This window comes from Actinocorallia herbida (assembly GCF_003751225.1).
GTDB classification, from domain to species: Bacteria; Actinomycetota; Actinomycetes; order Streptosporangiales; family Streptosporangiaceae; genus Actinocorallia; species Actinocorallia herbida.
In genome coordinates this window covers 2,101,372-2,114,434 of the sequence record NZ_RJKE01000001.1, presented here as the reverse complement: position 1 = coordinate 2,114,434, position 13,063 = coordinate 2,101,372, and the positions used below count along the sequence as shown (strand labels likewise).

The 13,063-nt window shown below is 70.9% G+C and carries 10 protein-coding genes and 1 pseudogene; 5 read left to right on the top strand and 6 right to left on the bottom strand.

From position 1 onward, the window contains the following. Window positions 1–50 precede the first annotated feature (50 nt). The 3 genes and pseudogenes from EDD29_RS47635 to EDD29_RS09920 all read left to right on the top strand — a co-directional run. The gene (locus EDD29_RS47635) at window positions 51–2,378 is read left to right on the top strand and encodes an AAA family ATPase (RefSeq protein WP_123664111.1); all 2,328 of its coding nucleotides are present in this window, start codon (window positions 51–53) and stop codon (window positions 2,376–2,378) included. Beyond that, window positions 2,368–2,712, top strand: coding sequence for a hypothetical protein (locus EDD29_RS45360; RefSeq protein ID WP_170201340.1), 345 nt, complete (start codon window positions 2,368–2,370; stop codon window positions 2,710–2,712). The genes EDD29_RS47635 and EDD29_RS45360 overlap by 11 nt, the downstream gene beginning before the upstream one ends. Window positions 2,713–2,760: 48 nt before the next feature. Beyond that, window positions 2,761–3,096: pseudogene (locus tag EDD29_RS09920) on the top strand (transposase); the annotation flags it as partial. Between the two features lie 529 nt (window positions 3,097–3,625). On the opposite strand, the gene EDD29_RS48070 reads toward EDD29_RS09920, so the two are convergent. The 5 genes from EDD29_RS48070 to EDD29_RS09890 form a co-directional block, all read right to left on the bottom strand. Next, on the bottom strand, window positions 3,626–4,198 hold the full coding sequence (locus EDD29_RS48070; protein WP_425455010.1) for an SMI1/KNR4 family protein: 573 nt from the start codon (window positions 4,196–4,198) through the stop codon (window positions 3,626–3,628). A 56-nt stretch (window positions 4,199–4,254) separates the two neighbouring features. Further along, window positions 4,255–5,325: a polymorphic toxin-type HINT domain-containing protein gene (locus EDD29_RS09910; RefSeq protein WP_211359623.1), complete on the bottom strand. Its 1,071-nt coding sequence runs from the start codon at window positions 5,323–5,325 to the stop codon at window positions 4,255–4,257. Between the two features lie 372 nt (window positions 5,326–5,697). Further along, on the bottom strand, window positions 5,698–7,227 hold the full coding sequence (locus EDD29_RS09900; RefSeq protein ID WP_123664106.1) for an acyl-CoA synthetase: 1,530 nt from the start codon (window positions 7,225–7,227) through the stop codon (window positions 5,698–5,700). 46 nt (window positions 7,228–7,273) lie between these two features. Next, window positions 7,274–8,038 carry a 3-hydroxyacyl-CoA dehydrogenase gene (locus EDD29_RS09895; RefSeq protein WP_123664105.1) on the bottom strand — a complete coding sequence of 255 codons (765 nt, stop codon included), beginning with the start codon at window positions 8,036–8,038 and terminating at the stop codon, window positions 7,274–7,276. Between the two features lie 51 nt (window positions 8,039–8,089). Beyond that, a complete protein-coding gene (locus EDD29_RS09890; RefSeq protein WP_123664104.1) occupies window positions 8,090–9,118 on the bottom strand; it encodes a phosphotransferase family protein in 1,029 nt (342 codons plus the stop codon). Window positions 9,119–9,265: 147 nt separating this feature from the next. Here EDD29_RS09890 and EDD29_RS09885 point away from each other — a divergent pair, with 147 nt between their 5' ends. Together EDD29_RS09885 and EDD29_RS09880 are read left to right on the top strand one after the other, a co-directional pair. Beyond that, window positions 9,266–10,135, top strand: coding sequence for a TetR-type transcription factor C-terminal domain-containing protein (locus EDD29_RS09885; protein WP_246052662.1), 870 nt, complete (start codon window positions 9,266–9,268; stop codon window positions 10,133–10,135). Between the two features lie 98 nt (window positions 10,136–10,233). After that, window positions 10,234–11,406, top strand: a complete 1,173-nt coding sequence (locus EDD29_RS09880; protein ID WP_123670382.1) for an acyl-CoA dehydrogenase family protein — start codon at window positions 10,234–10,236, stop codon at window positions 11,404–11,406. Window positions 11,407–11,624: 218 nt separating this feature from the next. On the opposite strand, the gene EDD29_RS09875 is transcribed toward EDD29_RS09880, so the two are convergent. After that, window positions 11,625–12,953 (bottom strand): MFS transporter, encoded by a 1,329-nt coding sequence (locus tag EDD29_RS09875; protein WP_211359622.1) that lies wholly within the window; start codon window positions 12,951–12,953, stop codon window positions 11,625–11,627. Window positions 12,954–13,063 lie beyond the last annotated feature (110 nt).

Below are 13,063 nucleotides of genomic sequence, written 5' to 3'. Positions count from 1 at the left end.
GAACGTCATCGGTAGCTTGAGAGTTTCGGGCTTGGGACGGGTGGGGTGGAATGGCGCTTCGGGATGTGCTGGCCGCGCGGCTGGAGGAGTCGGGGCTGGAGGGCGGGGCCGCGGCGAGGATCCTTGAGACGTTCGACGCGCAGGGGGAGACGGCGCGGGGCGGGGGCGGCGCGGCGCGGGCCTACCTGGAGTCGGTCACGGTCGCGGGGTTCCGGGGGATCGGCCGCGAGACGACGCTGCCGCTGCGGCCCGCGCCGGGGCTGACGCTGGTCGTCGGGCGGAACGGGTCGGGGAAGTCGAGCTTCGCCGAAGGGGCGGAGATCGCGCTGACCGGCACGAACTCCCGGTGGAGCGACCTGCCCGCCGCGTGGCGGGACGGGTGGCGCAACCTCCACGCCGACGGCGCCCCCGCCGTCACGGTCGGCCTGCGGTTGGACGGGAGGTCCGACACCGTGCGGGTGCGGCGCTCCTGGCCGGGACGCGCCCTCGACGGCTCGGTGGTCGAGGTCAGCGGCGGGCCCGGGGCCGCCGAGGGGCTGGACGGGCTCGGCTGGGGCGAGGACCTGACGGTCTGCCGGCCGTTCCTGTCGTACGCGGAACTCGGCAAGATCCTCACCGGCAGGCCCAAGGACATGCACGACGCGATCGCGGGCATCCTCGGCCTGGAGCGGCTCGCCGCCACCGAGGCCGCGCTCGACGCCGAGCGCAAGACGCTGGAGACCGCCGCCAAGGAGTCCGCCCGCGACAGGACCGCGCTCCTGGCCGACCTCGAAGCGGTCGCCGATCCCCGGGCCGGGCGGGCGTCGGACGCCCTGCGGGCCAGGGTCCCCGATGTCGGGGCGCTCGCCGGCCTGGTGACGGCGGGCACGCCCGTCGGCGATCTCGCCCCGCTGCGGCGCCTCGCCGCGCTCACCCCGCCCGGCGCCGTCGCCGTCGCCGACGCCGTCCGGGAGCTGCGGGAGGTCGCCGCGGCGCCCCGCGCCGCCGTCAGCGACGCCGAGGCGCGCCTCGCCGACCTCCTGGAGCGCGCGCTCCCCCACCAGGGCGCCGACCGGTGCCCCGTCTGCCGGAGCGCGGCGCACCTCGACGAGGACTGGGCGCGCGAGACCCGGGCCGAGATCGGCGCGCTGCGCGAGCGGGCCGCCGAGACGCTCGCGCTCCGCGAGCGCACCACCCGGGCCGTCGCCGCCGCCCGCGCCCTGATCGAGCGGCCGCCCGCCGACCTCCCCGCCGAACTGCTCGCGCCCTGGAAGGGCTGGGCGTCCGGCCGCTCGATCGACGGCCCCGCCGAGCTCGCCGACCACCTCGACGCCCACGCCGGGCCGTTCGCCCGCGCCTGCGCCGCCGCGGCGGCCTCCGCCGAAGCCGAACTCGCCGCCCTGGACGACCTGTGGCGCCCGCTCGCGCTCCGCCTCGCCGCCTGGACCGCACGCGAGCGCGACGTGCAGGCCGCCGCCCCCGAGCTGGCCCGGCTGAAGGCCGCCCGCGCCTGGCTCACCAAGACCGCGAACGCGCTGCGCACCGAGGAACTCCGCCCGATGGCCGAGACCGCGTCCGCGATCTGGGAGCAGCTCCGCCAGGAGAGCAACGTCTCCCTCGGCGCGGTCACCCTCGCCGGGACCGGCACGATGAAACGGGTCGAACTCGACGTGGCCGTCGACGGGAGCGAGACGTCCGCGCTCGGCGTGATGAGCCAGGGCGAACTGCACTCCCTCGCGCTCGCGCTCTTCCTGCCCCGCGTGATGGCCGCCCGGACGCCCTTCGGGTTCGTGCTCATCGACGACCCCGTCCAGTCGATGGACCCGGCGAAGGTCGACGGCCTGGCCAAGGTGCTCGACTCCGTCGCCCGGCACAGGCAGGTCGTCGTCTTCACCCATGACACGCGGCTGCGCGACGCCGTCGCCCGGCTGCGGCTGCCCGCCTCCGTCCTGGAGGTGACGCGCGGGGAGCGCTCGGCGGTCGCGGTGCGCCCCGTCGAGGACGAGGTGTCGCGCGCCCTCGCCGACGCCCGCGCCGTCGCGGCGACCGTCGACCTGCCCCAGCAGACGGCGGCCACGGTCGTGGCCGGGCTGTGCCGGACCGCGCTGGAGGCCGCCTGCGTGCAGGTGGTCCACCGCAAGCTCCTGGAGCGCGGCTGGGCGCATTCCGCGGTCGACGCCCGGGTGCGGGCGAGCCGCTCCCTCGGCGAGATCGCCTCACTCGCCCTGTTCGGCGAGAAGAAGCCGCGCGAGGCCTTCAACGCCGAGGCCGCGCCCGAGATTCGCGCGGCGATCGGCTTCTGCAACCGCGGCGTCCACGGCACTCCGTTCACCGGCGACCTCTCCGAGGCCATCTCCCTGGTCAACCGCGCGGCCCGGACGGTGCGCAGTGACTGGTAGCGATCTCCTCCCCATAGCCGCCCGCCTCCTGGAGACCCCCGGCCGCACCCGCACCGCCGCCTTCCTCCTCCGCCTGACCCTCGAACACGAACTCACCGCCTTCTGGCTCCGCACCAGCCTCCCCGCCCTCCCCCGCACCCCCATGCGCACCCAGCTCCTCTGCCTCACCGCCTACACCACCCCCACCACCGCCGCCCGCCTCCACAGCCTCTGGAGCCAACTAAGCCAGGCCTGCCACTACCACTCCTACGAACTGGCCCCCACCACCCGAGAACTCCACCACTGGCAATCCGAACTCACCGCACTCCTCCCCCTCCCCACGCGAGCATCTTGATCGGCAAGCTCATGCCCCCGAGCTGGAGCACCACACCCGCCGGAGTTCCGGCAGAACGTGATCGATCTTTATCGCAAATACGACAAGACGGTCGCCGTGCTCGCGAAAGAACCCGGTCTTTCACAGACCACGATCCACAACTGGGTCACGCAGGACGATGCCGACTCCAGCGGCGGCCGCGCGGGCCCGGCATCGGCGGAGCGGAAGGAACTCACCGAGCTGCGCAAGCGCAACCGGGCGTTGGAGGTAGAGATCGATATCCTCCGGAGGGCTCGGCCTATTTCGCGCGGGGAGAACGTACTCCCAAAACAGATTTCCCGCCGGTCCGGGAAGTGGCCGATTCGGGGGTTCCCGTCGCGACGGCCTGCCGGGTCCTCGGGGTGAACCGGTCCGGGTTCGACAAGTGAACGGGAAGGTCGGCCTCGATACGCGATCAGCGGAAACGCGGAACTGCTGAAAGTTATCCGGCAGGTCCACGAGGATTCGCGTTCCACCTACGGATCGCCGCCTGCTCGACTCCATGGGCACCGCCAGCGACTGCTACAACAATGCCATGATGGAGCCATTCTGAGGCAGAATACAGATCGAACTCCCAGACACCAGGAAATGGGGGGCCAGGGCGAAACTCGAGCTAGCCAGGTTTGCATGGATCGAATGCCGACTTAACCCGAGAGAAGACATTCGAGCTTGGAAATGATGAGCCCGAACGACTTCGAAGACCGTTATTGGAGATAGCAAGCGACTTGAAGGTCACCGAACCGCAGCTGTCCATCCAACCGGGAAGCTCTCGCTTGGGTCACGGCGAAAACCTTGCCGTGACCCAAGCGAGAACCCGTCGACAGAATGATCATGCCAGACCGACGACAGCGCCACATCTGCCCAGCTCAGGGGAGCTGCAGGAAACCCAAAACTGCTACTCCGGCCTGACGGCAACGCTGACGGCAGTGGGAGCGAACGCAAGCGTCGTCCCGCGCACAGCGTGACCGCGAGTGCCACGTCCCGTTCTTCGTTCTTCCAGGGACACCCCAGGGCGGAATCCTACCGCCACCGCGGCCGAGTATAAGTCCAGCGCCTCACAATTCACAAGCAAATTAAGGAACTCCTCGAAGGATTCTGCGACTCGCCGAGGGATTCTATCTTCATCGACATAGGCTACCGCAGGCTCCCCTTCGGGTCCGCATTGAGAGTAGTCAAGCATGACCGTGTCATGGCCAGCCGACGGCGTATCGCAAATTACGACACCGATTTCCGGATATCCCCACTCGGCGATCCGGTAGGAGCTTCCACCGCCCGACGAACCGTCAATTCCCCACGGACCGCCGATTCCGAAAATGCCACATATCTCGAAATGGTCATCGGACCAGCTGGTCGAGAACTGCGTTGGACAGCAACGGCGTCGTGGAACCCCACCGTTCCTCTGGACCAGCAGGTCGACGTAGGCCCTCGGTAGGGTCACTCCCAGCTCCTCCTGTGCCCGGCGGACCATCTCACTGTCCAGTCGGGGTCCCGTGTAATAGTCACTGTCCTCAAACAGCTCTACCATCAGAAACCTCCGGTACGTCCGGTCGCTGCATGGATTCCTCGCTCAATCAGCTGCATTAGCCCCTCATCCTGATGATGATGCCAGGTATAGCCCGCGGGAGTCGAGGGGAGCCCAGCAGCCTGATTCGCCAGCCTAAAGTCCCTGGATCGACTCCCAGTCAGCACAATCCGGACGTCCGGCACGGAAGGATGCCGCCATTGAGAAAAGTCGGGAAATCCATACGTGTCGAAGGGGACTCCACTGTCATGCGTCTTTCCCGCGAGCTTGCCGTTGCGGACCTTAGGAACTCCTCCAGTCATACAAAGGCACTCATCCGCATGTTGGCTGACCTCGCCACCGCAGTTGTGGACGAGGACCGGCGTGGTACCTGCGAGGACGTAGTAGGTGTGGTCGGCTGAGACTGTGAGGTTGTGGACGGTGGCGGGGGTGGGCTTCCGGGTCAGGGCGGTGAGTTGGACTTCGGTGCCGGGGCCGGTGGAGAGCCAGGTGCCGGGGGTGAGGTCGGTGGCCTTGACCCAGCGGTGGAGGGAGGGGACCCAGAAGGGGTGGGCGTCGGTTGCCGTGATCGTGGCGGTCTTGTCGCCCTTGGGGCCGTCGGTGTCGAGGGTGAGGGTGACGAGGACCTTGTCGCCGGTGCTCTTGATGGTGGCCTCGACTTGGCGGGCGGTGGTGATGCCCGTCTTCTCGTCGGTGGCCCTGACCTTGTCGCCCGGCTTCAGGTTCTCGATGGGCTTGGTCGTGCCGTCGGCCATCTGGACGCGGGTGCCGGGGACGAAGCTGCTCACCTTGCAACTGGTCGGGGTCGATGCCTCGGCTGCGTCGTCGGCCTTGGTCGGGGCTGACTTGGGGCCTTCCGCGGCCTCGTCGGCGACCTTCTTGGACGCCGGTCCCGCACGGGACGGGGACTTCGACAAGACCTTCTTGCCAATGTTCTTCAGGGCCTGGCCGCCGGCTTTGAACAGCAGGCCGCAGCCCAATCCCACCGCGGTGGAGACGATGACGGCCTTGTGGTTGTTCCAGACCCGCTTCGCCTTGCACGCGAAGTCCCAGGTGCCGCACTTCTTCTCCACCGGAGGAGCGGGCGGCGCGGGCGGCGCCCCAGGCGGTGGATCCGTTGCTTCCGCCACCGGATCACGATTGGACGTTGGAGAGGTCGAAGACGGGGTCGACGCTGGAGGGTCTGCCGGTTTCGGTGTCGTATTCGCGGGCGCCGAGGTGGGTGAGGCCGGTCGGGTCCCTGGTGCCGCCGACGAAGCCCTTGTCGGCGAGGAGGGGCCAGAGGCCCGTGTCGGTGTTGGGGACCCGCTCGGCGCCGAAGGGTTCGAACCAGCGCTGGCTGTACCGGGTCTGGTCGACGGCGTTGAACCGGACGGGATCTAAGGGCTTCTCGGTATGGGAAACGGCCCCCGGGCCGAAAGGGCGGGGGCCGCTGGGGGTGGGGTTCAGGTGTAGAGGTTGCGGAGGGGGCCCTTCACCAGTTTGCCGGTGGGGGTGCGGGGGAGGGCGTTGGTGAACTCGATGCGGCGGGGGATCTTGTAGCCGGCGAGGTGGGAGCGGGCGAAGGCGGTGAGTTCGTCGGCCAGGGGGGCCGAGGGGGTGACGCCTTCGGCGGGCTGGACGATGGCCAGGACCTTCTCGCCCATCTCTTCGTCGGGGACGCCGATGACGGCGACGTCGGAGACGGCGGGGTGGAGGACGAGGACGTCTTCGATCTCCTGGGGGTAGATGTTCACGCCGCCGGAGATGATCATGAAGGCCTTGCGGTCGGTGAGATAGAGGAAGCCGTCCTCGTCGACGAAGCCGATGTCGCCGACCGTCGTCCAGTTGGGGTGGGACGGGTGTTCGGCGGCCTTCGTCTTGGCCGGGTCGTTGTGGTATTCGAAGGGGCGTTCGTCGCGTTCGAAGTAGATCGTTCCGATCTCGCCCGGGGGGAGTTCGGTGCCGTCCTCCGCGCAGATGCGCAGGATGCCCAGGATGGGCTTGCCGACGGAGCCCTGGTGGGTCTCCCAGTCCTGCGGGGTCACCCAGGTGGTGCCGGAGACCTCGGTGGAGGAGTAGTACTCGTGCAGGATCGGGCCCCACCAGTCGAACATCTGGCGCTTGACCTCGGCCGGGCAGGGGGCGGCGGCGTGCACGGCGTGCGTCATGCTCGACATGTCGTACTTCGCACGGATCTCGGCCGGGAGCTTCAGCATCCGGACGAACATCGTCGGCACCCACTGGCCGTGCGTGACCTGGTAGGTCTCGACGGCCGCGAGGGCGGCCTCGGCGTCGAAGCGGTCCATGACGACGACGGTGCCGCCGAGCGCCTGGACCGCGCCGCACAGCCGCAGCGGGGCCGCGTGGTACAGCGGCGCGGGCGACAGGAAGACCGTGTCGGAGTCGAGCGCGAGGGCCGGGCCGAACAGCGCGACCATGGCGTCGCCCGGCTCCTTGATGTCCCGGTCGGGCAGCGGCGGCCGGATCCCCTTCGGACGGCCCGTGGTGCCGGACGAGTAGAGCATGTCCCCGCCCCGGGGCTGGTCGGCGACGGGCTCCGGCGAGCCCAGCGCCACCTCGGACGCGTAGTCCAGCCACTCCCCCGAATCAGACGACGGCAGGTCCATCGCGACCGCGTACTCGACGCCCGAGCGCGCGTCGCCGACCGCGTCGATCATCCCCGGGCCGACGATCAGGGCGCGGGCGCCGCTGTCGGACAGGATGTAGGCGAGTTCGTCCGGCTTGAGGTGCTTGTTCACCGCGCTGACGTACAGGCCGCTGCGCTGGCAGGCCCAGTAGACCTCGAACATGCGCGGGTCGTTGCCCGACAGGAGCGCGACGACGTCACCGCGCCGCAGTCCCCGCGCGCGCAGCCGGTCGGCGAGCCGCCGCGAGTTCTCCTCGAGCTCGCCGAAGGTGAGCCGCTCTCCGGTCGCCGACATGATGACGGCCGGGCGGTCCGGCGCGGTGGCCGCGTGCACACCGGGATACATGGCTTTCTCCGTTCCCCTGGGGTGGTGGTGGGTGGGCCGCGGGGCCTTAGCGGGGGGCCATCCGGATGGCGCCGTCGAGGCGGATGACCTCGCCGTTCAGCATCGGGTTGGCGACGATGTGCGCGACGAGCGCGCCGTACTCGGCCGGCTCGCCCAGGCGGCTCGGGTGCGGGACCTGCTGTCCGAGGGACTTCTTGGCCTCCTCCGGCAGTGAGGCGAGCAGCGGCGTGTTGAACAGGCCCGGCGCGATGGTGACGACGCGGATCCTGTGCTGGGCGAGGTCGCGCGCGATCGGCAGGGTCATGCCGACGATGCCGCCCTTGCTCGAGGAGTAGGCGGCCTGCCCGACCTGGCCGTCGTAGGCGGCGGCGCTGGCGGTGTTGACGATCACGCCGCGCTCCTCGCCGGCCGGGTCCGCCTTGAGCATGCGCTCGGCGCCCAGGCGCAGCACGTTGAAGGAGCCGATGAGGTTCACTTCGATGATCTTGCGGTAGGCGGCCAGCGGGGAGGCCTTGCCCTCGCGGGTGAGGACGCGGGCCGGGGTGCCGATACCGGCGCAGTTCACCACGACGCGGACCGGGCCGAGCGCTTCGGCGGCGTCGAAGGCCGCGTTCACGCCGTCCTCGTCGGTGACGTCGGCCGGGACGAACACCGCGGCGTCGCCGAGCTCGGCGGCGGCCTCTTCGCCGCGTCCGCCGGGCAGGTCCAGCAGGACGACCCGGGCGCCCGCCCCGATCAGGGCGCGGGCGGTGGCCAGGCCGAGGCCGCTGGCGCCACCGGTGACGACGGCGGAAGCTCCGTTGATGTCCATGTTCTTACCTCTTCGTTCGTTCGCCGCGTCAACGCCGACGCGGGGTCGGGTTCAGGACCAGTCGCTCAGGGCGTCGTGCCCGCGCGCGACGAGGTCGGGGACCATCGCGCCGATCTGCTCGAAGCCGTCCCCGACGGCGAAGCCCGCCTGGGCCCGGTAGTGGATGCCCTCGAAGATCGCGGCGATCTTGTAGAAGGCGAAGCCGAGGTACCAGGGCAGTTCGGCGAGGTCGGCGCCGGTGTGCCTGGCATAGGCGCCGACCAGGACGTCGCTCGTCGGGAAGCCGGGGACGTCGCCGGGCACCGCCGCGACCGGGCTGTCCAGGCCGCTGATGCCGTCCCACCAGACGACGGCCGAGGCGAGGTCGGTGAACGGGTCGCCGAGCGTCGCCATCTCCCAGTCGAGGACGCCGACGACCGTGCCGTCGGGCGCGACGACCACGTTGTCGAGCCGGTAGTCGCCGTGCACGATGGCCGCGCCCTGACGGGCGGGCAGCCGTTCCGTGAGCCGTTCGGCGAGCTTGTCGAATCCGGGGACGTCGCGGCTGCGGGACGCGGCGGTCTGGCGGGCCCAGCGGGAGACCTGCCGGGCGAGGTAGCCCTCGGGGCGGCCGAGCGCGCCGAGGCCGACCTCGTCGGGGACGAGCCGGTGCAGCCGGGCGAGGGTCTCCATGAGGGTCGCGGCCAGGCCCGTCGCGGCGGCGCCGCCGAACGCCTCGACCTGGTCGCGGTCGCGCAGGATGAGGCCGTCGGTGAAGTCCATGACGTAGAAGGGCGCGCCGATCACGTCGGGGCCGCCGATCACCCGGGGGGCCGGGACCGGCACGTCCGTCGGGTGCAGGGCCTCCAGGACGCGGTACTCGCGGCCCATGTCGTGCGCGGTCTCCAGTACGTGGCCGAGCGGCGGGCGGCGCAGGACCCAGCGGCCGCCGGCGCCGTCGGTGAGCAGGTAGGTCAGGTTGGACCGCCCGCCCGACAGCAGCTCGACGCGCAGGGGGCCGGCGAGGAGGCCCGGGGCGGCCGCGCGCAGGAAGGACTCCAGCGCGGGGATGTCGACCCCGGGTGGGGCGGTCGCGGTCATGCACCCTCCAAGAAACCGGTTACTTACTCTGAAACCGACCGATCGAACGCTCTGTCCGAACAGTGAGGGTACTATTGTCCGGCCGATGCCCGGTTGTCAACACCCCCGGGCGGCGTCAAGAGCACAGAGTCCGTGAAGGAGCGCTTGGTGGCGGTACGCGAGAACGTGTCCGAAGTCCGGGAGGAACGCCAGGCGCTCGGCCGCCGGCTGCGCGAGGTCCGCCAGGCGGCCGGGTTCACCCTGCGGCAGGTGGCGGCGGCGCTGGAGGTCAGCATCGGCACCTGGAGCGCGGTCGAGAACGGGCAGACCCGGCTGAGCCCCGAGCGGCTGGAGGCGGTCGCGGCCCTGCTGGGCACCGATTCCGACACCCTGCGCGGCGCACCCGCCGAGGCCGCCCCCGAGACGGGCTGGCGCGACTTCCCCGCCCTCGAACTCGACGCCCCCCTCGCCGGAGCCCTTGAGGCGTTCGTCGAACTCGGCTACCACGGCGCCAGCATCCGGACCGTCGCCCAGCGCGCGGGCCTGTCGGTGCCCGGGGTCTACCACCACTGGCCGACCAAGCAGCACCTGCTGGTGGCCCTGCTCGACCTCACGATGGACGACCTGCTGCGCCGGGCCAGGGCCGCCCGCGCCGAGGGCGACGGCCCCCTGGAGCGGTTCCGGCTGCTGGTGGAGTGCCTCGCGCTCTTCCACACCCACCGCCGCGAGCTGGGCTTCATCGGCGCGAGCGAGATGCGCAGCCTCCACGAGCCGGACCGGACGCGGATCGCCGCAGCCCGTCAGGAGATGCAGAGGATGGTCGACGAGGAGGTCGCCGAAGGCTGCCGGCGAGGGCTGCTCACCACGCCGCTGCCCAAGGAGGCCGCGCGTGCCGTGGTCACCATGTGCACGGCCCTTCCGCAGTGGTGGTCGCCGACCGGGCCGTCGTCGCCGGAGATCGTCGCGGGGCAGTACGTCGGGTTCGCCCTGGAGATCGTCAGGGGACCCCGCGTTGACGTGGCGAACGCCGGGGGTTAAGTTCAGACCGATCTATCGATCGGTTTGTTCAGGAGGACACAGTGTCGGCTTACGACCTCCCCGCCCCGTCCTCGAGGGCGAGCGAGCTGTACGACCGGATGGTCGTGTTCATGCGGGAGCAGGTCCTGCCCGCCGAGGCGGAGTACCTCGCCCACCGCAAGGCCGCCGGACCCGACGGCCACGACCTGCCCCCGGTGGTGGAGAAGCTCAAGGAGGCCGCCAAGGCCGAAGGGCTGTGGAACCTCTTCCTGCCCGCCGAGTCCGGCCTCACCCAGCTGGAGTACGCGCCCATCGCCGAGCTCTCCGGCTGGAGCGTCGACATCGCGCCCGAGGCGATCAACTGCCAGGCGCCCGACACCGGCAACATGGAGCTGCTGCACCTGCTCGGCACCGAGCAGCAGCAACGGCAGTGGCTCGCGCCCCTGCTCGCCGGGGAGATCCGCTCGGGCTTCGCGATGACCGAGCCCGACGTCGCCAGCAGCGACGCCACCAACATCGCCACCCGGATCGAGCGCGAGGACGACCACTATGTCGTCAACGGCCGCAAGTGGTGGACGAGCGGCGCGATGGACCCTCGCTGCAAGGTCTTCATCGTCATGGGCAAGACCGACCCTTCGGCGCCCAAGCACCTCCAGCAGACCATGATCCTCGTGCCGCGCGACACCCCCGGCGTCGAGGTGGTCCGCGACTACCCGGTGTTCGGCCACCACGACCAGCACGGCCACGCCGAGGTCCGCTTCACCGACGTGCGGGTGCCCGTCGAGAACGTCATCGGCGAGGAGGGCGGCGGGTTCGCCGCCGCGCAGGCCCGCCTCGGGCCCGGCCGCATCCACCACTGCATGCGCGCCCTCGGCGCCGCGGAGCGCGCGCTGGCGCTGCTCACCGAGCGGGCCAAGAGCCGCGTCGCGTTCGGCGGCCCCCTCGCCGACCAGGGCATGGTGCAGCGCGAGATCGCCGAGTCCCGGCTGGAGATCGAGCAGGCCCGCCTGCTGTGCCACCGCGCCAGCCACGTGATCGACACCTGGGGCAACAAGGCGGCCCGCGACCTCGTCTCGATGGCCAAGGTCGCCGTCCCGCGCGCCGCCACCCGCGTCATCGACCGGGCCATCCAGGTGCACGGCGGCGCGGGCGTCACCGACGTCACCCCGCTGGCCGCCATGTACGGCTGGCACCGTGCGATGCGCCTGTTCGACGGCCCCGACGAGGTGCATCTCCGCTCGATCGCCCGCGCCGAACTGAAGCGCGAGCCGATCCTCCCGCCCCGCGCCTGACCCGTGCGGTGATGACGGGAGGGGCCCGAGGAACCAGTCCTCGGCGCCCCTCCCGTTTTCCATGCCCCCACCCCTAGAGCGCCCTCCCCCACGGCACCGCCTTCCCGTCCCGTGCGCTCCCGTCCCCCCCCGGCCCCCGCGCACCGCAGCCCCGTCCGGCAAAGCCGGAAGCCCTCCCGGGGGGTGGGCCGGGAGGGCTCGCGGGGCGGGACCGCGCGCTAGGCGGCGGGCTCCGCGTCGGAGTGGTAGTTGCGGCGCACGATGACCCACAGGCACACCAGGCCCAGCGCGGCGAGGGCCGCGAGGCCCGCGCCGACCCGCCAGGCGTTGCCGGGCTCGCCGTTGATCAGGGCGACCATGGCGAACGGCGCGAAGCCGCCGATGATCGCGGAGATCTGGTAGCCGAGGGAGGCGCCGGAGAAGCGGATCTCCGGCGGGAACAGCTCGGCGAACAGGGTGCCCTGGGTGCCGGTCTGGAAGCCCGCGGCGAGCATGCCGACGATGACGGCGATGGCGAACGGCCAGACGCGGTCCGCGCTGGACGCCTCGATGAGCAGCCACATCGGGACCGCCCACACCATCATCGCGACCGAGCCGAGGCCGAAGATGAGCTTGCGGCCGAACCTGTCCGAAAGCCACCCGACGAACGGAACGAACGGGATGGCGAGGCAGCAGCTGACGAGGATCCAGGTGAGGACGGTCGAGCGGTCCACGCCCAGGTAGGTCGTGACGAACTGCACCGAGCCGGTGATCATCGTGTAGAAGAACACGACGCCGATGGTGTTGGCGCCGGCCGCGGTGAGGATGGTGCCGGGGTGCTCGCGCAGCACCTGCATGATCGGGGACTTCTTGACGGCCGGGGTCTGCGCCATCTTCGCCGAGGCGGCCTTGAACTCCGGCGTCTCCTCCAGGAAGCGGTGAATGGCGAACGCGACGGGCAGCATGACGAGGCTGATCCAGAACGGGATGCGCCAGCCCCAGGCGAGGAAGTCGGCGGCGGACGTCCAGGCCGTCATGGCGAGGAAGGCGACGTTGCCGAGGATCACGCCGATCGGCACGCCGAGCTGGGCGAAGCTGCCGAAGAAGCCGCGCAGGTGCGGCGGCGCGTTCTCGGTCGCGACGAGCACCGCGCCGCCCCACTGGGCGCCGACGGCGAGTCCCTGGCAGACGCGCAGCAGCACCAGGAGGGCGGGCGCCAGCCAGACGATCTCGGTGTTCGGCACGAAGCCGATGAGGGAGGTGGCCAGCGCCATGAGCAGCACCGCGCCGACGAGGACGGGCTTGCGGCCGTACCTGTCGCCGAGCTGTCCGGCGAGGATGCCGCCGATGGGCCGTGCGATGAACCCGACCGCGACGGTCGCGAACGAGTTCAGGGCCGAGACGACGGCGCTGTCGGTTTCGAAGAAGGTGACGTTGAAGACCAGCGCGGCGGCCGTCGAGTAGATGAAGAAGTCGTACCACTCGAGGGACGTCGCGATGGCCGCGGCGAAAGCCGCGCGGACGGACCGGCGGGAGGCCGCCGTGGTAGGCTCCGAGACCGAGACCACTGTCATTCCTTTCCAGGTTCCCGGCCGCCGACGCCCGCAGGGCGAAGGGCATGGCCGGATGCGCAGCACCGTTGACCGGTGCGGGGGTGGCGACATCGCTTCGCGGCTCC